14 protein-coding genes are annotated in these 21,143 nt (G+C 68.2%); 3 read left to right on the forward strand and 11 right to left on the reverse strand.

Features of this window, described 5'->3' with window-relative positions; genetic code table 11:
• Window positions 1–665 precede the first annotated feature (665 nt).
• From B5F40_RS09750 to B5F40_RS09770, 5 genes are read right to left on the reverse strand one after another with little or no spacing between them, the layout of a single operon-like run.
• Window positions 666–1,352, reverse strand: a complete 687-nt coding sequence (locus tag B5F40_RS09750; protein ID WP_087194150.1) for a DUF6580 family putative transport protein — start codon at window positions 1,350–1,352, stop codon at window positions 666–668.
• A 10-nt stretch (window positions 1,353–1,362) separates the two neighbouring features.
• Window positions 1,363–3,120 carry an ABC transporter ATP-binding protein gene (locus B5F40_RS09755; protein WP_087194151.1) on the reverse strand — a complete coding sequence of 586 codons (1,758 nt, stop codon included), beginning with the start codon at window positions 3,118–3,120 and terminating at the stop codon, window positions 1,363–1,365.
• A complete protein-coding gene (locus B5F40_RS09760; RefSeq protein WP_087194152.1) occupies window positions 3,108–3,965 on the reverse strand; it encodes an energy-coupling factor transporter transmembrane component T in 858 nt (285 codons plus the stop codon). Before B5F40_RS09760 ends, B5F40_RS09755 begins: the two co-directional genes overlap by 13 nt.
• Window positions 3,966–3,984: 19 nt before the next feature.
• Window positions 3,985–4,878, reverse strand: a complete 894-nt coding sequence (locus B5F40_RS09765) for a DUF4430 domain-containing protein (protein ID WP_087194153.1) — start codon at window positions 4,876–4,878, stop codon at window positions 3,985–3,987.
• Window positions 4,875–8,174 carry a DUF4430 domain-containing protein gene (locus B5F40_RS09770; protein WP_087194154.1) on the reverse strand — a complete coding sequence of 1,100 codons (3,300 nt, stop codon included), beginning with the start codon at window positions 8,172–8,174 and terminating at the stop codon, window positions 4,875–4,877. Before B5F40_RS09770 ends, B5F40_RS09765 begins: the two co-directional genes overlap by 4 nt.
• A gap of 411 nt (window positions 8,175–8,585) precedes the next feature.
• Between B5F40_RS09770 and B5F40_RS09775 the strand changes: the two genes are divergently transcribed.
• A complete protein-coding gene (locus B5F40_RS09775) occupies window positions 8,586–9,011 on the forward strand; it encodes an MGMT family protein (protein WP_087194155.1) in 426 nt (141 codons plus the stop codon).
• A gap of 181 nt (window positions 9,012–9,192) precedes the next feature.
• Here B5F40_RS09775 and B5F40_RS09780 read toward each other — a convergent pair whose 3' ends face one another.
• The 6 genes from B5F40_RS09780 to B5F40_RS09805 form a co-directional block, all read right to left on the reverse strand.
• Window positions 9,193–11,001 carry an NAD(P)/FAD-dependent oxidoreductase gene (locus tag B5F40_RS09780; RefSeq protein WP_087194156.1) on the reverse strand — a complete coding sequence of 603 codons (1,809 nt, stop codon included), beginning with the start codon at window positions 10,999–11,001 and terminating at the stop codon, window positions 9,193–9,195.
• Window positions 10,994–12,238 (reverse strand): aminoacetone oxidase family FAD-binding enzyme, encoded by a 1,245-nt coding sequence (locus B5F40_RS09785; RefSeq protein WP_239442992.1) that lies wholly within the window; start codon window positions 12,236–12,238, stop codon window positions 10,994–10,996. Before B5F40_RS09785 ends, B5F40_RS09780 begins: the two co-directional genes overlap by 8 nt.
• Window positions 12,239–12,670: 432 nt before the next feature.
• Window positions 12,671–14,086 (reverse strand): alanine/glycine:cation symporter family protein, encoded by a 1,416-nt coding sequence (locus tag B5F40_RS09790; protein WP_087194158.1) that lies wholly within the window; start codon window positions 14,084–14,086, stop codon window positions 12,671–12,673.
• A gap of 115 nt (window positions 14,087–14,201) precedes the next feature.
• The gene (locus tag B5F40_RS09795; protein WP_239442993.1) at window positions 14,202–14,942 is read right to left on the reverse strand and encodes a hypothetical protein; all 741 of its coding nucleotides are present in this window, start codon (window positions 14,940–14,942) and stop codon (window positions 14,202–14,204) included.
• Between the two features lie 246 nt (window positions 14,943–15,188).
• On the reverse strand, window positions 15,189–15,788 hold the full coding sequence (locus tag B5F40_RS09800) for a 4Fe-4S dicluster domain-containing protein (protein ID WP_087194159.1): 600 nt from the start codon (window positions 15,786–15,788) through the stop codon (window positions 15,189–15,191).
• 3 nt (window positions 15,789–15,791) lie between these two features.
• On the reverse strand, window positions 15,792–18,155 hold the full coding sequence (locus B5F40_RS09805; protein WP_087194160.1) for a molybdopterin-containing oxidoreductase family protein: 2,364 nt from the start codon (window positions 18,153–18,155) through the stop codon (window positions 15,792–15,794).
• Between the two features lie 282 nt (window positions 18,156–18,437).
• Here B5F40_RS09805 and B5F40_RS09810 point away from each other — a divergent pair, with 282 nt between their 5' ends.
• On the forward strand, window positions 18,438–20,132 hold the full coding sequence (locus tag B5F40_RS09810; protein WP_087194161.1) for an ATP-binding protein: 1,695 nt from the start codon (window positions 18,438–18,440) through the stop codon (window positions 20,130–20,132).
• Entirely contained in the window at window positions 20,107–20,814 is a 708-nt protein-coding gene (locus B5F40_RS09815; RefSeq protein ID WP_087194162.1) for a response regulator transcription factor, read from the forward strand. Before B5F40_RS09810 ends, B5F40_RS09815 begins: the two co-directional genes overlap by 26 nt.
• Window positions 20,815–21,143 lie beyond the last annotated feature (329 nt).

Here is a 21,143-nt window from a genome sequence, read left to right on the forward strand (position 1 = left end):
CGGTCTCGTGGGGTCGGGTTGTGTATAAGAGACAGGAGGGAGGGAGGGAGCGCCCCGAAGGGCCGCCCATCGACGTTCAGCCAGGGCACCGGCAGGCATTCGAAGCCGGTCCGGCGGAGAAAGCGCAGCCGCGCACCGAAAGCCTTTGATCGGTCAACAGTCTTCAAAGTCTCGAAAAACGCAAAAAGGAGGCCGCATGCCGCAAAGACCGATCGAAGAAACCGGAAGGCAGGAAGGCCCGCGATCTCCCCTTCGCGCCCATCGAGAAAGCGCGGCGAATTCGGGACCTCGAAAACGCGCAACGCGAAGGACAGCGAAGCGGGGCTGGGAACGGCTTCGAAAACCGCAAGCCGCTCCCCATTCGCGAATTCCTAGCAAAAACGGACAAGATCCGCCGATAAACCGAGGTCGGCAGACGTCACGAAAGTCCGCCGGGCAGATCCCGCCGACGCTTGGGAGGGCTCCCTTGCGCAGCGGGGAGGCCTCCGCCTCACCTGGCCGCAAGGGGTTCGATCCGAAACCCGACGAGCGCCGCCTCACCTCGATCCTGGTTCAGCGGCGAAGAGCGAAGCCCTCGCCAAGACCTCGCCTGATGCGCATCAAAGCGAAGCCGAAGGGGCGAGGCGGCAGCCTCCAACAACGTCCCGGCCCCCTTGCGCGCACCATCAAACCAAAGCGTACTTGCGCTTCACGCGATCGAGCTTTCTCTTCCACGGAGCGTAGAGCATGGCAAGGAAGAAGGAGGTCGACAGTCCGTGAACGACGTCGAACGGCAGGGCGGCGGCGTACACGAGCGCGGCTTGGGCCAGCGTCTGCGGATGGTAAAAGCCGATGATGCTCCACAGATTCAGCACGAGGCCGTACAGGATGCCGGACAGAAATCCAAAGCCGAGCAGAACCGGTGTGCGGCCGAACGCGCCCACGGCCGCGAGAACCCCGCCAAGATAGCCTGTGAGCCCCCACGCGTACATCTGCCACGGCGTCCACGGCCCCTGCCCGAAGAAGAAGTTCGACGCCAGCGCCGCGAGCGCCCCCACCAAAAAGCCGCTGCGACGGCCGAACACCGCCCCGGCGACGATGGCGATGGCCGCCACCGGCTTGAAGCTGGGGATGGGCGCGAACAGAATGCGTCCCGCCGCCCCCAGCGCGGCCAGCACCGCCACCGGCATGGTGTCGCGCAGCCGCGGACGGCCCTTCTCGTATCCTGCGAAGAACAGCAAAAGCGAAAGCACGACCACCGCCATGCTGAGCAGAGCCGCCTGCTCCACTCCCGCGACCGCGCACGCCGCGAGCGCCGCCGGCACCGCGCCGACAGCCGCCGCCTCCACAATATGAGATGCGATCCGCCCCATGCGCCCCCCGTCAATCTATGAGCGCGAACAGGCGCGACGCGGCGCTGGGACGATACACGAGGTTGTTCGCGAAAAACGCCTCCGCAGGCTCGGTGCAGGCGGCCTCGCCGTCGAACAGCATCGTCACCTCGTCGGCAGCCACGTAGGCGAAGTCGAGGTCGTGCGTGACGAGAACCGCAGTGCGCCCCTCGTCGGCCAACGCGCGCAGCGTGCGCGCCATGTCGGCGCACGCCTGCGGGTCGAGGCCCTTCGTGGGCTCGTCGAGCAGAAGCAGCCGCGCGCCGGTGAGCAGAAGCTTCGCCAACGCGAGCATCTGCTGCTGGCCGCCGGAAAGGTCGTAGGGATGCAGGGTTTCACAGCCGTCGAGGCCGAAGCGGGAGAGCATCGCCCTCTCGTCGTGGGGCGCCCAACCGCAGCGGGCGCGCCATTCGGCCAGCTCTTCGGCCACGCTGTCGCACACGAGCAGCGCCTTGGGATCCTGCGGCAGAAGCGCCTGCGAACGCGCGAGCGCGTTTCCCACCCGGCCGCGCTGGGGCTTCTCCACACCCGCCATGAGTTTGAGCAGGGTGGACTTCCCGCAGCCGTTGCCACCCACCACGGCGTGCACGCTGCCGCGGCGCACCGCGAGATCGAGCCCGCGCAGCACCCACGGCTCGCCGCGACCGTAGCGGAAATGCGCGCCGCGCACGACGAGGCAGGGCTCGCTCGCCGCCAGCGCCTCGGCGCGGGCGCGCCAGCGCGGGCGCAGCCGCTCGCACGCCACGGCGCAGGGCGCGGGGGCGAGCGGCGCGCCCAGCTCGAGGCGGCAGGTGGCGCAGCCGGCCACGTCCTCGGGCGCATGCGTGGACATCACCACCGTGACGCCCAGGTCGCGGTTCACGCGGGCCAAAAGCGCGATGAACTGGCTTTGGGCGTTCGGGTCAAGCTGGGCCGTTGGCTCGTCGAGCAGAAGCAGCCGCGGGCGCAGCGCAAGGGCGGCCGCGAGGTTCACGATCTGTTTCTGCCCGCCCGACAGCGTCTCGCACGCGGCGTGCAGCCACGGCTCGATGCCGAAAAAGTGAGCCGCCTCGGCCACGCGGCGGCGCATCTCGTCCTGCGGCGTGCCGAGGTTCTCCAACCCGAACGCCAGCTCGTGCAGCACGGTGTCGCACACCAGCTGCGCGTCGGGGTCCTGCATGACGAAGCCGATCTGCGCGGCGCGGATGCGGGGGTCGGGGGCGGAAGCGGCAGAGGCGGCCTTGGGGAGAGGAGCGGCCTGCGCCGCGGAAACGTGACCGCAAGCGCGAGGATCGAAGGCGGGAGCGGAGGCTGCGGAGGGGGCCTTGGCGCGATCTGCGGCTGCGTACGGGCATTCCTCGGCAGACGGCGCGTCGAGCAGCACCTGCCCGCACGCCTCGATGCGGCCCGCGCGCACGCCAACCGGAGCCAGCTCGGGCTTGAGCGAACGCAGAAGCGTGGTCTTGCCGCAGCCCGTCGGCCCCGTCACCACGCAGAACGCGCCCTCCTTAACCGCAAACGACACATCGCGCAGCACCGGTCGCAGCGAGCCGTCGGGCTCCTCGTAGGAGAACGAGAAGCCCGCCACGCGAACGAGAGGGGCTTCAGGCGCCGAAGCCGTCTCTTCCACCGAAGCTGTCTCACCCGCGAAGGAGGCTTCGAATTCCACGCCCGCCGCTTCTGCCGCGGGAAGCTTTGCCCCCGCCGCAAGCGCCGCCGCCCCTGCGACCGCATGCGCGCCCGCACCCCTCCGCGCCGTCACTTCCGCCATAGCCACCACTCCCTCGCCCGCAGCATGATCGGCACCGCCAACAGAAGCGCGTACGCGCCGTAACCCCACCACGGCACGAGCGCGCTCAGCGCGGGGTAGAACCGGAACTGCCCGCACGCCACAAACGCCAACGCGGCGTTCGCCACCACCAGCGCGACGACGGTCCCCGCAAGCGCCGCGTCCACCGCTCCGAAGCGGTAGCGCCGGTAGGTGGTGCGCCGCACGCCGCAATCGTAGCCGCGCGCGCGCATGGCATCGCTGCGGATGAGGCCGTCCTCCATTCCCCATCCCATCAGCACCGACGTCACGCGCAGCCGACCGCGAGCCCGTTCGCGCGCCGTGGCGGGCGCGGCGGCGCTCGCGGCGTCCTGCACAGCAGCCACGATGCGCCCGCGCCGCACGAACTGCGGTACGAGGCGCATGACCTGCGAAACCATGAGCGTCGTCGTCGGCAGCGCGCGCCCGAACAGCGCGAGCGTGTCCTCGCTTCCCATGCACACTGCATACGACGAGAACCACAGCAGCACGCTGGCCAGCATCCCGCCTGCGACGAGGCCGTATGCAAGCGCCTCCACGTACACCGCGCGCGTGCCGACGCGCACGATCTCGGTGGATCCCGATGCCACGAACAGGCAGTTCGCCGCAGCCACCACGGCAACGAGCGGCACGGCCCATGCAAGGGCGCGCAGCGCCGCCCGCCCGCCGCGCACCGCCGCGAGGCAGCCGAGCGCGCCCGCGCACGACAACGCCACGTACACGGGATGCATCGCCGCCATCGACAACGCGATGACGCCCGCGAAGAACGCGAACGCCACCGCCGGATGCCATGCCGCAAAGGGGTTCACTCGCCGCCTCCCGAAGATCCTACAGGCCCTCGCTCGAAGAGAGCACGTACTTCCATACAATGGAGTCGCCGTCAGAAAGCACGTAGGCGTTGCAGCCGTAACCAGGCTCGGCCCCGTTGACGAAGTACTTCCAACCGCTGCCGGGATAGCCGGCATGCCTCTCGGCAAGCCCGCCGATGGAAGACACGTACAACGAGCCCAGGAGCGGGTTCCACTGGGTGGCGAGCGCAAGCCCCGTCCCGCAGAGCGCATCGTACACCGTGGCGCCCTCCTCGAACGAGAGCGTGCCGGAATACGACACCGGCGAGCCGACGTTGCCGGAATCCACGGAGATGCGCACGGCGACGGAGGCCGCCGGCTCCGCTGCGCCTCCACCCGCCCCGTCCAAGCCTGCGCCGCCGTCGGACGAAGGGCCGCCGGAACCGGAGGCGGGCGAAGGCTGCCCGCCGTCCGCGGACTGCGGCGCATCGACGCCGTGTTCGGCCGGGACGGCACCGGCAGAATCGGGGGCAGCGCCTTTATCGTCGGCGCCGGCAGACGCCGGATCCTCGACCGCTCCTCCGTCTTCAACGTTGCCTGCGGCGACGTCCGTGCCCTCGACGCCTGCGTCGGCAGACGGCGTGGGAGCCTCCGCGACCTCCGCCGTCGTTTGCAATGCCGCCGACCAATCGGATACGGTCGGTGGCTCTCCGAAGAGCGCCCCAACGGAGAAAACGATGATCAGGGCAGACGCCGCAGCAACAGCGCCTGCGGCGATGCGCTTCCGCGCGCTTGGCATGCGACGGGCGACACAGGGAGCCCCCTGCGGACACGACCCGATGTCGGTCGAAGAGCCTTCCTCGCCCCGCATCGGGAGATCGCCCACTGAAAGCGCTGCGGCAGCGGCTGAATCTTTGCGGTCCCCGTGCGTCATCGCGCCCCTCCTTCCCCGCTCCCACGCTGCGCGCGCACGAACCACGCAAGGGAAGCGGCGAGCCCGCACGCGCCGACGGCGATGCCAGCCACTGGCAGCCAAGGAATCCCCCTTTCTTCTCGAGGCGCTCCTCCGTCCTCCTCCGAGGCGACCGCGACGCGCCCGGAGCCGTTCGCGCCGTCGCGGGGCTCCATCGAAAGCGCCGCGACCTCGGACGACGCCTCCTCGTCAGGGACCTCCTCTTCGGGCGCATCCTCGAAAGCCTCCTCCTCGACCGCATCCCGTGCGTCACCTGGAGAAAGAGGCCGTTTCGACGGGGGCGCGGCAGCGAAGGCGCCTCGATCGCGGGGATCCGCCTCTTCGTCCGCACCGCCGCCTCCCGCGTCGCCTACCGGCGGATTCGAGCCGTCCGGGCCCAAGGGGCCATCCCCTCCGTCGCCCTCTCCGCCCGTCGCGGCCGCCCCCACAGCGAAGAGAGCGCCGGAATCGTTCACGTAGTACAGCATGCCGTCGGAGCCGCAAACGATCGAGGACATCGAATATTGGGCATGGTCGGCATCGGGCTCGTACATGAGCTGGGCCGATGCGTCGCCCACCCGGTAGCGGTAGATGCCGCCGGGCCTGGCGTTGCAGGTGAAGTAGACGTAGGTTCCGTCGTCCTGCGTCGACACGAGCGGAGCGGACTTCGAATCGCCCGGCAACGGCACGGCCTCCTCGCCGTACGTCAGAACCTCGTGTTCGAGCGCGAGAGACTCCTCGTCGATGACGGCCAGCACACCGCCGTACGTCACGTACCCCCATTCGTTTTCGACGCCTTCCCGCGACGCGCCGCCCGCGTACACCTTGCCGTTCGCCACCGTGGGGGTGGAGGTGCTCGACGAGCCGAACTTCACCCGGCCCTCCTCGGAAAGCGCGCCGGTGCGCGCGTCCACCAGCACCTTGTGCAGCACGCCATCCGAGGTGACGACGAACACGGTGCCCTCCCGCGAGCCTGCCACTGCGGTCGAGCGAACGGGAGCGCCCATATCGAGGAGCCCCACGGTCTCGCCCGACGCGGCGTCGCTGACGGTCAGCGCGCCGGCGTCGTCTCCTATAACCGCCCAATCGCCGACAAACACGGCGCCGGCCCAGTAATAGCCCGCCTCCTCGTTTCGCCGCTGCCACAGAATAGAGCCGTCCGCCAAGCTCACGCACGTAAGATACCCGTTGTACGACTCGCCCGACCAGCCCGCCGAAGCCGTGCCGAACACGACGCGCCCCTCGTCCACCGCAAGCGAGGACAGCGCCTGCTGCGTCCCCGTATCGTCGATGGGCGCCAACTCGGCGGTGACCCACACGGTGGCCAAAGCATCGGCCGTGAGCGCCTGAAGGCGACCGCCCGACAGCGGCACCACCACGATGCCGTCCGCGTACACCATGCGCGCCACGGAGTCGATGGGCGCGGCCAGCGCCGCGACGCCCACGCGCGCACCGGTCGCGGCGTCGAACGCGCGCAGCTGGCGACCCACCGCCACGTACACCCGCCCGTTCACGACGAGGGGGTCCGAGACGTACGTGCTGTAGTCGGAGGGGTCCTTCAAGTCGGACACCCACGCCTCCTGCGCGTCCCCTGCGGGCGTGGGAGCCTGCGTGGCTGCCGCACCGGAAGCGAACCCCGGCCAGAACGCCTCCCAATCGGGACGCGGGGCATCCGGGCTGACGACGATGCCGTCCTCGTTGGGAAGGCCTTCGCCGAAAGCCGCGTGGTACCACGTCACCGCATCACCCGGGCGAAGCGCGTAGCCGTCGGCGTAGGAGCCGCACGGCTCGCCGTTCACGAGCAGCCGCCAATACCGCCACGCACCCCCCTCTTGCACCGTCCCCAGCGTGAGGCCGTCGTCGTACGGCGAGGTGACGGCATCGAGCGACCAGCCCCATTCGGTCTGGCTCGCCCGGTAGCCAAGACCTTCCTTCGCGAACAGCAGCTTCGTGAGGTCGGCAACCGTCGATCCCTCGACAAGCGCCGTCTCGGCAGAGGCGAGCCACGTCTGCGCGACGCCGTCCGCATCCCGGCCGATCACCTGCAAGGACGCCTTCACCTGCCCGGGAAGCGTCCCGTCGGCGCCGTAGCACCATGTCACCACGTCGCCCGGCTGAAGCGCGCAGGCATCGGCGCCCACCTCCGCCATCTTCCCGTTCACGAAAAGCTGCCAGAACGCGCCCGTCTGCGCGTCCCACGACAGCTTCACGTCGGGATCGAGGGGCGAAGTCACCTCGTTGAGCATCCAATAACCCTGCTCATCAGGGGTGACAATGTCCGCCTCGATGCCTTCCTGCGCGAAAAGCTCCTCTGTGAGGTCGGCGGCCGTGGACCCTTGCGGCAAGGAGATCGACGCCTCGGGCAGCCATGTCTGGGAAACGCCGCGCGCATCCTGCCCCACGAGCGAAAGGGAAACGGACATCTCGGCGGCCGGAGGCTCCTCGCCCGATACGGAGTAGAACCACACGACGGCATCGCCTGCGGAAAGCTCGCGCTTATGCAAGTAAGGATCGTATTGGTCGACCTCGACGCCGTTGACGAACACGTGCCATCTCTCGCCCGTGTCGAAGTCGGTTCCGAGCACGAGGTCGTCGTCGAACGGAGAGGTGATGCTGTTCACCTGCCAGCTCGATCCCGAGGAAGGGGCGAAAACGTTCGCCTCGATGCCATTCGCCTCGAACATCGCCTCGGTGAGATCCGCCACCGAGGCGCCCGCATCCAGCGTGTACGAGCGCGGCGCAGCCCACGTCTCGACGCCGCCCTCGGCATCGCGCCCGACAAGCGAGGCCGTCGCCGAGACCTCTGACGCCTCCGCACCGCCCGATGCGGCTTCCGCAGCCTCCGACGGCTTCGCGGGCTCGCCCGCGAGCGGCGAGGGCCCATCAGGAGAAGCTACGTCCGCGCCCGAAGAAGGTTCCCCCTCAGCGCCTCCCGCGGCGGCGCACCCCCACGCTTCGTCCGAGACGGGAGCTTCGACGCCGGAGACGGTCCCATCGGAAACCCCGGGGCCATCGGCGGCCGCGACCGCCTCGCCTCCGGTCGGACGAACGCCGCCCTCGGCGGAAGCTCGTTCGTCCGCCACGGAAGTCTCGGAGGCAGCGGAGGATCGTGACGGCGCGCCGTCATCAGGCGCACCCGCCTCGGCCCAAGCGGCGCTCGGAGCCAAGGAGACGGCGAGCGCGAAAGCAAGGAGCGCGGATGCTAGTTTTTCAGGGAAGCCCGCCCGTTTTCGGGCGTCGGAGCGCACGCGATCGCGCGCGAGGCAAGAACCGAGCATGGCCGGAACCTCTCTTTCCAGGGCTGAACGCGATGGATGGGCATTCCGACTTCGCTTCGTCCGAAGGGAGCCCCGCTGCATGGGCGGGGCGGCCTTCCCTCCGTCGGCGTTTACGGTTACTGGTATAGCGCGGGATTCTCACCCGCATTCCCCCGAGGCCGCGGCGAGCCCGGCCCCGCGCCGTGCCCGGCGCAACCATCTGTGCCAATAGGTGTACCGGTGCATTCTACCACGCCGTACGGCCATCTTCCGAAAAAAGACCGTCGGAAGGGAGGGCGCGGCCTTCCCGTTCGAAACGCGCCGCGCGAAACCACCGCGGCGTTATGGTAGCATGCGGCCGACGGCGCAAAAGGCTCCGGACGACGGGCGCGTCTCGTCCGGAAGGATAAGAGCGGAAGGAGGAACGCGCTGGTGGGGGAGTTCTCGGAGAAAGTGTTCGAGGCGGTGCGGCGCGTGCCGCGCGGGAAGGTTGCCACCTACGGCCAGATCGCGCGGATGATAGGATCGCCGCGCTCGGCGCGCTACGTGGGATACGCCCTGCGCAGCAACCCCGAGCCCTGGGCGAACGGGAAAGGCGTCCCCTGCCATCGCGTCATCTTCAAGGACGGCAGCCTGTGCGGCACCTATGCGTTCGGCGGCGCGGATGCGCAGCGCGCCTTGCTGGAGGCAGAGGGCGTCGCGTTCGCGGACGAGGCGCACGTGGACATGGGAGCATGCCTGTGGGACGGACGGACCCAGGAGGCCGACCGCACGGGAGGGCGCACCGTACCAGCTGGCGCGCCCACGGCCCCGCCAGCCGACTTCGACTGGAAGCGAGAGCTGGGAGAAGAAGGCTAGCCGCCCGTCGTCGCATCCAATGCGTCCTCGGGCCCATCGAGGGCCGGATGCGAAGCGCCCGCCCGAACCCGATGCGGTCGCCCGGACGCGGCGGGGCGGGGCCGAAGGGCGGAAGCGGGCGCGCGCCCGAAAAAGGGCGGGGCGTTGCCGCGGACGCGGGAAAGGCCGTCCTCGCGACCCGTCATCCGAAGGCGTGCGCCAGCGCCTCGGCCACGCGCAGCCCGTCGCACGCAGCGCTCATGATGCCGCCCGCATATCCCGCCCCCTCGCCGCAGGGATACAGTCCGCTGCCCGAGAAGCCTTCCGTACACGCTCCGAAGGCGCCGACCCCGCCGCTTTCGCTTCGCGGGCGCCGAGAGCCGGCGGCCGCGAAAGGCGCGTCACGCACAGGGAGGGAGTCGGCGGGCGAGGCGCTTCCCTTTCCCGGCACGAGGGCCTGGAGGCCCTCGTCGCGCACGATGCGCACAGGGCTCGAGCTTCGCGTCTCCACGCCGGTCATCACCGCGTCCCCATCGGCGAAGCCGTGCAAACGGCGATCAAGCAGCGGCAACGCGCGGGCCAGCGCATCGGCTACGAACGGCGGCAGGCATTCGCGCAGGTCGCACCAGGCCACACCGCGTGCGTAGGTGGGGCGAACGGTCGCGCTCGCGTTTCCGGAGCGCCCGGCCAGGAAGTCGCCCACCGTCTGAGCGGGAGCCTCGTACGGCGCACCGCCGGCCGCGCGCGCCGCCTCGAAGGCCGCACGTTCCATGCGCCTTTGCAGCGCCACTCCCGCAAGCGGGTGATCGCTCCCGAAATCTTCCGGCCCCACCCCCACGAGAAGCGCGCTATTGGCGTTCAGCCCGTCGCGGGCGAAGCGGCTCATCCCGTTCACCACCACGCCGCCCTCCTCGCTGGCGGCGCACACCACCTCGCCGCCAGGGCACATGCAGAACGTGTAGGCGCTCCGGCCCTCCGGCAGGTGGACGGCCAGCTTGTAGTCGGCCGCCCCGAGCGCCGGATGCGCGGCGGCATCCCCGTACTGAGCCCGGTCGATGGCGGCTTGGCGGTGCTCGATGCGCACGCCCACCGAGAACGGCTTCTGCTCTAAGAACACGCCGACGCCATGCAGCACCTCGAACGTGTCGCGCGCCGAATGCCCGCAAGCGAGCACCATGCGACGGGCGGCGATGCGTCCCCGAACCCCCGTGCGCCCGTCGCGCACGTCGAGGGCCTTAAGCCGCCCGCTCTCGAAACGAAGACCCACAAGCTGCGCGAAGAACCGCACTTCGCCGCCCGCATCTTCGATCTGCGCGCGCAGGGCGCGCACGACGTTCGCAAGCAAGTCGGTGCCGATGTGGGGCTTCGCCTGCCAGAGGATCTCCCCGGGCGCCCCCGCGTCCGCAAGCCAGCGCAGCACGTGGGGCGCGTACGGGCTTTTTATGTTCGTGGTGAGCTTCCCGTCCGAGAACGTCCCCGCCCCGCCTTCGCCGAATTGGATGTTCGTCTGCACGTCGAGCGGCCCGCCCGCATCGAACGCCGCGACGGCTTCCCGGCGAGCGTCCACATCGCCGCCGCGCTCGAGCACAAGGGGTCGCAAGCCCGCGCGCGCCAGATAGAGCGCCGCGAACAGGCCGGCAGGTCCCGCGCCCACGACGACAGGACGCGGCTCGCCGGACGCCTCGAGCGCGCTGGCGAGGTCGGGTACGGCCAAGGGCTCGCGCGCCTCGTAGCGCTTCACGCGCGTCCCCGCGACTGCCCCGCCCCGCGCCGCCGAAGCCGCAAGCGCGCGCCGCTCGACGTCGCCGGGCAGATCCACGGCGAGGCTCGCCACGAAATGAACGTCGCGTTTCTTTCGCGCGTCCACACTGCGCTTGAGAAGACGCACGTCGCGCACGTCGCCCTCCGCAACGCCGAGCGCGTCGGCGGCCGCAGCGCGCACGAGCGCCTCGGCAGTCGGCCCGGGCAGCCCCGCATCGAGCGGAAGCCTCACGTTTGCCACCTCAAGCACGACGGCCCTCCCCCTCGCGCCGTCCGACCGCGTTCGCCGCAGCGCGACCGGCGACGATGCCGCTCGCCCATGCCCAATGGAGGTTGTAACCGCCGCAGGGTGCGTCCACGTCGAGCGCCTCTCCTGCCGCGAACAAACCCGACAGCCCCCGCGCCTCCATCGTGCGCGCGTCGAACGCCGAAACGTCGAATCCGCCACGCGTCACCTGGCACTGCCGCGCATCGCCGACGCCGCGCACCGCAAGCGCGAACCCTTTGAGCGCGCCCGCGAGCACGGAAGCGTCGCCGTCCGCGAACGGCGCATCGGGCCGCAACCCCGCCTGCCCGAGCACCGCGCGCGCCACCTGGGGCAGCAGCATGCCCACAAGCAGCTCCTCCCCCGTAGGCGCGCCGAGGCGGACGCGACGAGCGCGCAGCTCGCGCTCGCATGCGCGCTCGTCGAGCTGCGGCACGAGATCGAGCAAGAGCGCATCGCCCGGCCGGGCGATGCGCGACAGGTTGAACACCGCGATGCCAGACACGCCGTAGTCGCGGAACAGGATCTCCCCCGCCTCGGACGCCCTCGGCGCTCCATCCGGCCCCGCGAGCGTCGCCACGCAGCGCACCCGTATGTTGTTGAGCGGCTTAACCGGGGCCGTTTCGGTGCGCAACGGCCCGAGCACCGGATGCTGAGGTTGAAACGGCAGCGCGTCGGGCAGAAGGCCGCGCGGCGTGCGACCACCCGTCGCCACGACCAGGGCCCGCGCGTGCGCGATGGAGCCGTCCTCGAAACGCACGTGGTAGCGTCCGCCGGGCTGCCCGGGCCGGTCGATGCGCGTCGCCCGATGCCCGAGCTGCGCGCGCACGCCTTCGCGGGCAAGCGCGCCGCGCAGCACGTCGAGCACGCTCGACGCTTTGTTCGCAAGCGGATAGAGCCGTCCGTCGCCCTCCTCTCGCCACAGAAGCCCGAGGTCGGCGAAGAAGGCGTGCACGGGATCGGCCGAGCCGCAGGGCGCAAGCGCTCCGAGAACCCCGGCCACGAACGACGCGTTGCGATACGCATCCGCGCTCACGCAGGCGTTCGAGAAGTTGCATCGCCCGTTGCCCGTCGCGAGAATCGAGCGCCCCACACGCTCGTCGGCCTCGAACACGACGACCTCCGTGCGAGCGGCGGTCCCCAACGACGCGAGGGTGCGCGCCGCAGAGACGGCGGCCGCGAGCCCCGATGCGCCGCCCCCTATGATCGCAATCGTTTCCATGCGGGACATTATACGCTATGGACGCTACACGCTGCGGACGCGTCTCGGCCCAGCGACACGGTCGCCGACGAAGCGGCCGAAATCCACGGACGAGCCCCGCAAGCCGAACCAGGAGGCCTGCCTTCGAAGAGGCATGAGACGACCCGCATGGGAGCCGGACGGGCGAGGCACGCACATCGGCACGCACTCCGCTCCGCCGCCCGAACGGGAACGGGCGGAAGACGCTCGACACGCTTCGCCTAGGCGAGCTTCCACCACCCGCATCCGCATGCGGGAGCGGCCCGTCCCGAGCGCAAGCCCCCATTGGCCGCCGGGGCGGATCGGTCGGCGGCCGGACCGCAGACGCACGCCGACGTCGATTTGGCGGCGAAGCCCCCGACGCTTGTGCGCCCCGAAGAGAAGCGACCCGCCAGCCGCCTCCGGCAAATCGAGCTACTTGCTCTCGATCACCGGTATGGACGCGCCGTCGGCCTCGTCGAGGTTGCCCTCCCACACGTAGTGGCGCGTCTCCCGCGCTATCATGCCCGAGAGCAAGAGCACCACGACGATGTTCGGAACCGCCATGAGGGCGTTCGTGATGTCGGAGACGGTCCACACGACATCGCCCACGCCCACGGCTCCCAGGAACGCGACGACCACGTACAGCACCTGGTAGGGACGCACGCCACGCTTGCCAAACAGGTACGCTGCGCAGCGATTTCCGTAGTACGACCAGCCCAGGATGGTGGAGTACGCGAACAGGATCATGCCGATCACGAGGATGGGCGTGCCGATGTAGGGGATGCTCGCGAACGCAGCGCTCGTGAGGTCGGCCCCTTCGGCGATGGTGCCGCCCTCCATGATGCCGGGGTTCGCCAACATCGTGGACACGAGCACGATGCCCGTGAGCGCGCAGATGACCACGGTGTCCCAGAACGTGCCGGTCATGGACACGAGCGCCTGGCGCGCCGGGTTGCGCGTGGAGGCCGCCGACGCCACGATGGGCGCCGAGCCCAGGCCCGACTCGTTGGAGAACAGGCCGCGCGCGCAGCCGAACTGCAGAGCCATCATGATGCCCGACCCCACCGCGCCGCCGAAAGCCGCCTTCGGGGTGAAGGCGCACTCGAAGATGAGGCAGAGGGCAGGCCATACGTACTCCCAGTTCATGCCGATGATGACGATGCAGCCCCACGCGTAGGCGATGGCCATGAACGGCACAAGCTTCTCGCACACCTTCGAGATGACCTTCACGCCGCCGAAGATGACCGCCGAGACCATGATGGCGATGGCGAGCCCGATGCCCCATGCCGGTATGCCGGGAGCGTTCGACAGGATGATGCCCGTCATGGCGCTCGACTGCACCGCCGAGCCGATGCCAAACGATGCGACGGCTGCGAACAGAGCGAACGCGCCAGCCCCGAGGGCGGCCCACCAAGGCGCGCGCCCGCCTTTCTCGAAACCGCGCTTCCATGCGTACATCGCCCCGCCCAGCATGTTTCCCTTATGGTCGCGCACGCGGTACTTCACGGCGGCGAACGTCTCGGAGTACTTCGTGGCCATGCCGAACACGCCGGTGAGCCACATCCACAAGACAGCGCCCGGTCCTCCCGCGAGGATGGCGGTGGCCACGCCCACGATGTTGCCCGTGCCGATGGTGGCCGACAGCGCCGTGGTCAGCGCGCCGAACTGGCTGATGTCGCCCGGGGCGTCGGGATCCTTCGTCACCGACAGCCTGATGGCCGTCGGCAGCTTGCGCTGGACGCACCTCGTGCGGAACGTCAGGTACAGATGCGAGCCCAGCAGAAGGATAATCATCGGAGGGCCCCACACGAAGGCGTCGATGTCGTTGATGATCTGGACGATGTCCATGTCGGCTCCTCTTTCCGGCGGGTGATCGCAGGCAAAGGGCCGATGCCGAAACGGATTCTGAAAGGATCGCGAAGCCGTTTCGGCACGGGCGCTTTCGCATGCCAAGGCACAAGGATTATACCGAGCGGAGGCCTCGCCCTCCGACAGCAAGCGCAAAACCCTCCGGCGAACGGCGCCGACGAGCTCCTTGGGCGTCGCATGAAGCGCCATGACGGGAGCAGGGGACTCCTTCGCGCCCGTCCCCGAACCGGCCGCCGGCCTCCAAACCGTGGCGGACGTTGTGGACGAGCGTGCCGAACTCGTACTGCGTGGGGATGTAGCCCGGCGAGTACGTGTGGCAGAACAGGCACTGGTCCACCGTCGTGACCGCGTCGAGCGCCTCGCTGTTCGGCGAGGGGTGCATGGTCTGCGCGAGGTGCTGCAGCGTGGCGTCGAGGTCGGCATGGCAGCTGTTGCAGCCGCGGTTGTCGTTGTTCAAGCGGTAGATGTTGTACGGCGTCTTGCCCTGACGGGCGCGCTCGGCGGGCTCGCTCGGGGCGCGCTGCACGATCTGGCCGCTCGGCAGCGTGCGCAGCTCGGGCGCCCACTGGTCGACGTTGGCGTCCCACATGTCGCGCATGCCGTCGAGGTAGTCCTTGCCCGGATAGGCGTCGAGCGTGATGCCGTCGTAGGTGGTGCCCTCCTCGCCCTTGATGATGGATTGCTGCTCGTCGGTGTAGTCGCGTCCTTCCGCTTGCGAGGCTTGCTGGTCGTCCGTCGCAAGCGCCTCGTTCGCTTGAGGAGCGCAGCCGGCTATGCCGACCGTCCCCAGCAAGGCGCATGCCGCGACCAGCGCGATCTTGCGTTGTGCGTGCATCGGTCTCCTTCCTCTCCTGTTCTCGTCCGCGCGACGGCCGGAAGCTCGGCCGGCTCCCCCGCGCGGAGAGCATGGTAGGGAAACGGAGGCGGCGCGCGCCATCGTCGAAGCGAACCATCTTGGGCTCAGGGGGCATCCTACGTTCCGGAGGATGCCGCCGAACAGGCGAAACGGCCCCGACAATGCGGGGCCGCTCGCAGAAACCGTGCGCGCCGGGAGGGAGGAGGCGCGCAGAGCAGTAGGGGTTTACGCCTTCTTCGCGCTCTTAGACGCGGCCGGCTCGGCGGCGCGCGCCTCCACGGCGGCGTCGTCGGGCTCGGCGGAAAGCGCCGGATCGACGGTGATCACGAAGTTCGGCTTCGTCCCCACCGCGTCGTCCGACACGATGTCGGCCTGGTGCGCCTTCTCGAGGTCCGCCATCTCGCCGACCGCGATGTTCATGCCGGGGCACGCCGCCACGCAGGCGGGCAGCTCGCCGCGCTCCTGCCGATCGACGCACATATCGCACTTGTGCGTCTTGCTTTCCTGCTCGTCGTAGCAGGGCGCATGGTACGGGCACGCCTCGATGCACGTCTTGCAGCCGATGCACAGGTCGTGGTTCTGCCGTACGATGCCGTTCTCCAGCTTCGTGTAGGCCTGCACGGGGCAGTTCGCCGCGCACGCGGGCTCGTCGCAGTGGTTGCACGACATGGACAGGAACGCCAGCGCCCGCGGATCGTCCTGCTTGATCTCCGTGACATGGCGCAGCAGCACGCCCTGGCCGAGCTGCTTCTCGCTCTTGCAGGCGATGGAGCACGTTTTGCATCCGTAGCAGTTCTTGTTGTTCATCCAGAATCCGAGCGCCATGGTTTACGCCTCCTTCTTCACGTCGACGAGGGTCTGGTTGCAGCAGTGGGTGCCTCCGAGCGTCTTCCACTTGTCGTTGGTGACGTAGCTCGACGAACCGCCCTGCTGCTCCCACCACCCGTTCTGCAAGCCCACCACGCCGGCCTTGATGCGGTCGTTCACCTCGGCCACGCCGCGATGCTCGCCGCGATCATTGAACACGACCACCGCATCCCCGTCGGCGATGCCGCGCGCCTCGGCGTCCGCCTTGTTCAGCAGGACCACCGGCTGCCGGTCGCACACCTCGTCCATCCACTCGAGGTTGTTGAACGTGGAGTGCACGCTGCGGTACGTCTTGCGCTGCACGCTGAACAGCGGGTACTTCGCCGCCAGCTCATCACCGTTGCGCGCGTCTTCCTCGGCACGGGTGTAGCTGCAGATGGGGTTGAAGCCCTCCTTCTTCCAGGCGCCCACCCAGAACTCGGCTTTCTTCGACGCAGTGAAGAACACGCCATCCTTGTAGGGGATGTAGTCCTTGCCCACCACGTCGACGGCCTTCTTCTCCACGAGCTCGTCGTAGGTGACGCCCGTGGGCGCAAGCACGTTGGAGATGAGGTCCTTCATGGGCACGTCGAACGCATCGCCGAAGCCGAAGCGACGGGCAAGCTCGGCGAAGATCTCGAGATCGCTCTTCGACTCACCCGGACCGTCCACCGCCTTCTCCATGAGCTGGATCCAGTGGCTGCGCGCGTTGGCCAGCACGCCCTCGGTCTCGAAGATGCCGGTGCACGGCAGCACGAGGTCGGAATACAGCGCCGTCGGCGTAAGGTACTGGTCGACCGTGACCACAAATGGGATCTTCTCAAGCGCTTTCTTCACCATGCCCGTGTTGGGCCACTGCGTCATAGGGCTGCCCGTCATCGACCACAGCACGTTCACCTTCACCGGATCCTCGTTGAGGACAGCCTCGCCGAACCTGAAGCGCGGAATGGCCGCCATCTCCTCGGCCACCTTCGGCACCTCGATCAGGTTACCCGTGGCCACCTCGTTCATGCCGCCCGCGTCGCTCACGCCGTCGCCGACATGGCCCACCTGGCCGCAGAACGCCACCAGGTACGCGCCCACGGCCGTGGCGTACGTGCCGTTCTCGGTGCGCATGAAACCGCCCATGTTCTGCACGATCATCGCGTGCTCGGCACCGGCGTACTCCTTCGCGATGCGCTCGATGTCCGCCGCGGGGACGCCGCACTCCTCCTCGGCCGCCTCGAGCGTCCAGGGCTCGGCTTCGGCGTAGATCAGCTCGAACTCGGTTCGGTAGGCATCGGCCGCGTCGGTGCCGTCCAGCGCGAGCGCCGCCTCGATGCCGCCCTGGTCGTGCGGCACCACCTCGCCGCTCTTCTTGTCGAACACGACGAACGACGCGGGATCGTCGACGTCCTTCAGCACGGGCTCGCCCGTCGCGCGGTCCACGAGGCATGGCGCGCACGTGTGCGCGAGCAGGAACTCCTCGTCGTAGAGCCGCTCGTCCACGATGACCTTGAGCATGGCCAGGCCGAGCGCCGCATCGGTTCCGGGCCAGGGCTGCAGCCAGTCGGTGGCCTTGGCGGCCGACTCCGTGTAGATGGGATCGATCACCACGAGCTTGCCACCGTTCTCCACCACGCGCTCGAAACGCTGGAAGTAGCCCTGCTTCGAGATGGCGGGGTTGTTGCCCCACACCACGACGTAGGTGCTGTTCTCGATCTGGTTGCGGCAGTCGAGGAAGCGCTTGCCGTAGATGGGGACGATGGCCGCCGTGGTGCCCGCACAGCACAGCGACCCCACCGTGGTGGACGCGCCGCCCAGATGCGCGAAGAACGCGTCAGCCACCGGGCCGTGCATGGCGCCGAAGTTGCCGGAGCCGGTGACGTAGCAGATGGACTTGTTGCCGTCGGAGGCGATGGCGTCGTTGAGCTTCTGCTCTATGAGCTGATAAGCCTCGTCCCAGCTGATCTCCTTGAACTTGCCGCTGCCCTTCTCGCCGTCCAGCAGAAGCGGCATGGTCAGACGGTCGGGGTCGTTCACCATCTGCGAGCGGCTGATACCGCGCGCGCAGGCCGCGCAGTCGTTCAGCTCGGACGACTCCACCTTCACGAGCTTCCCGTCCACCACGTAGCCTTTCAGGTTGTGGTGCTGGCACTCGGGCGGGCAGGTGGAATAGAACACCTGCGCGTCGGCGTAGGGATCCGTCGCCGCGCCCTCGGCGCCGTCGCCCGCGCCAGCATCCGTTTCCGCCTTCGGGCTGCATCCGGAGAGCCCCAACACTGCGGCGGCTCCCGTCGTAGCAGCGGCCGTGACGAACGTGCGTCGCGACAGCGACGGCAGCCCCTGATCCGCGGATTTCCTCATATCGCACTCCTCTCCTCGTCTTGATTCCCAAACAGCGGCGGGACTTGGCTCCCCCGTTCCTCCGCCGACCCCATTTTCCCCAGGCGCGCGCATCGGTTCAATATTCTGCAATGGAACATTCGATTAAGAAAGCGCTGCCAGATATTAAAAAAGTATTACCTTCGGAAACTCTCCGCTGCGCGCAGGCGGGTTTGTCGGATAATTATGCGCGGGAAAAGGTTGCACGCACCTGACGATGCACAAGGGGTTTGCCGTCGGGATGCGCTTCCAGGGGAGGCAGCCATGACGTTCAAACGAAGTATCCGCTTCAAGTTCGCGGTGTTCATCGGCGCGTTCATCGTGGCCCTCATGGCCGTCGACGCGCTGTGGAACGTCCAGCTGCAACAGCAGCAGGCCGAAAACGAGGCGCGCGAGAAGGCCGAAGTGCTGGCCGACGAGATGCACGCGATGTGGGACTTCATCGACATCAACCAGAACACCATCAACCGCACCGAGGACGGCGCCTTCCGCACGAAGGCCCTCGTATGCGTGGTCGCGGCCAAATCGGTGAGCACGCTGTTCACCATGAATACCGACTACAAGATCCAGTACACAAGCCCCACCCCGCGGCAGGCGGCGAACGCTCCCGACGAGTTCGAGCAGCAGGCGTTCGACGCCTTCGATGCCGACGCGGCCCTCGAAGCGTACTACGACGTGGGCTACGACGCAGAAGGTCGGCGCGTATTCCGTTACGCCGAGCCGCTGTACGTGACCGAGACCTGCCTCGAATGCCATGGTGAGCCCGTCGGCGAGCTCGACCAGTTCGGCTATGAGAAGGAGGGCATGCGGGTGGGCGACATCGGCGGCGCCGTGTCCATCACCGAGCCCATGGACATCTACGCCGACGGCATGCGCACGAGCGTGCTGCAGCAGGTGTTCATGGTGCTGCTCGTGCTCGTACTGGCCTGCGCGGGCATCTACTTCGCCGTGAGCAAGCTCGTGCTGCACCCGCTCGACGTGCTCGGACGCGCGGCAAAGCAGATCGGCGCGGGCGACTTCTCCTACCAGTTGGAGACGCGCACCGTGGGCGGCCCCGACGAGCTCACCGAGTTCGCTGATGACTTCGACAAGATGGCCCGGCAGCTGGAACGGCTCTACACCGACCTCGAGAGCGAAGTGCGCAGCCAAACCGACAAGCTCTCGGCGCTCAATGACCTGCTGCTGTTCCAGAAAGCCGAGCTCAAGCGTGCACTCGACCGTCTCAGCGAGGAAACCGCCTACAAAAACGAGTTCTTCGCCATCATGAGCCACGAGCTGCGCACGCCGCTCACCTCCATCCTCGCGTTCGCGCGCATCCTGCGCGAGGTCGACTCGCTCGACGCCAAGACGCGCAGCGCCGTGGAGGAGATTGAAGCGAACGCGACGCTTTTGCTCAACATGGTGAACAACATCCTGACCATCTCGAAAGCCGAGGCGCACAAGAACGAGCTGGTGGTGGAGCCGGTCGATTTCGTGGACCTGCTGGGTTTCGTCAGGAAGTCGCTCGAACCCGTGGCGAAGAACAAGGGCATCTCCCTGACCGCGAAGACCGATGCCGACGTGCCCGTGTCGATGGCCGACTGGGAGAAGCTCCGGCGCATCGTCGAGAACCTCGTGGACAACGCCATCAAGTACACCCACGTCGGCGGCAAGGTGGACGTGCGCGCCACGTTAGACGGCGACCGCATCGCCGTGGCGGTTTCGGACGACGGCATGGGCATCGACGAAGCCGACCAGGAGGGTATCTTCGAGCGCTACCGACAGGCCAGCCAGTCGCCCAACCGCCGCTACCGCGGCACGGGCCTCGGCCTGGCCGTGGTGAAGGAGCTGGCCGAGCTGCACGGGGGCAGCGTTTCGGTGGAGTCGGCGCGCAAGCTCGGCAGCACGTTCACCGTGCGCATACCCTACGTTGCCGTGGATACGGAGGACTACGATGAAGAAGATCCTTCTGATCGATGACGAGACCAGCATCGCGCGTCTCGTGAGCAGCATGGCGGGCGATGCGGGATACGCGTTCGCTTACGCCGAAGACGGCGCCGAGGGCCTCCTCGCCGTCGAGCGGGAGGCGCCCGACCTCGTCATCATGGACGTGATGATGCCAAAGATGGACGGCTTCACCACCTGTCGGCTCATGCGCGAGCGCGGCATCACGTGCCCCGTCATCTTTCTCTCCGCGAAAGGCGATATCGTAGACAAGGGCGTGGGCTTCCAGGCCGGCGGCGACGATTACATGGTGAAGCCGTTCGACCCGCGCGAGCTGCTCATGCACATCGAAGCCCACCTTCGCCGCGCGAGCATGGCCGCCGCGCCCGCCGCGTCGCGAGGCGACATCCTGTACGCGGGACGCTTCGTGCTCGACCGCGGGCAGTTTCGCGTCACAAAGGACGGCGATCGTCTGGCGCTCACGCCCAAGGAGTTCAAGATATTCTACGCACTGGCGGAAAGTCCCAGCCTCGTACTGTCGAAGGAGCAGCTCGTGGAGGCGGCATGGGGCAAAGAATTCGTTGGCGAGACGTCGAGCATCACGGTGTTCATCAAGAAGCTGCGCGAGAAGGTGGAGGACGACCCCTCCGACCCGCGCGTCATCCAAACCGTCTGGGGCATCGGCTATCGCTTCGAACCCGATGGCCGCGAGGACTAGGGAGCGGCACGCGTCCCAAAATGAGGACAATTCTGTTTGGGGCACCGACCTTGAGCGACCGGCTCCAAGCTGACCGAGAGTCAGGCACGCAGAAGACATCCCGTGCGACGGGCGTCGACGCACCGTACGAGCCGACATGCGGGACGGCGAACGGGCGACTCACCCCGTCGATCTTGGCATGGGTTTTCGAACTCAGCGCTTTGCGGCTTTGCTCAAACGCTCACACCGACCTTGGCTCAACGACGGACCGCCGCAGACATGGGGCGCAAATCGGCGCCTATGACAATTTCAGCACCCGCTTTGCACAGCACTCGATTCCGACGAGGCGC

The sequence above is a fragment of the Gordonibacter sp. An230 genome (assembly GCF_002159915.1).
In the GTDB taxonomy this organism is placed as follows: Bacteria; Actinomycetota; Coriobacteriia; order Coriobacteriales; family Eggerthellaceae; genus Rubneribacter.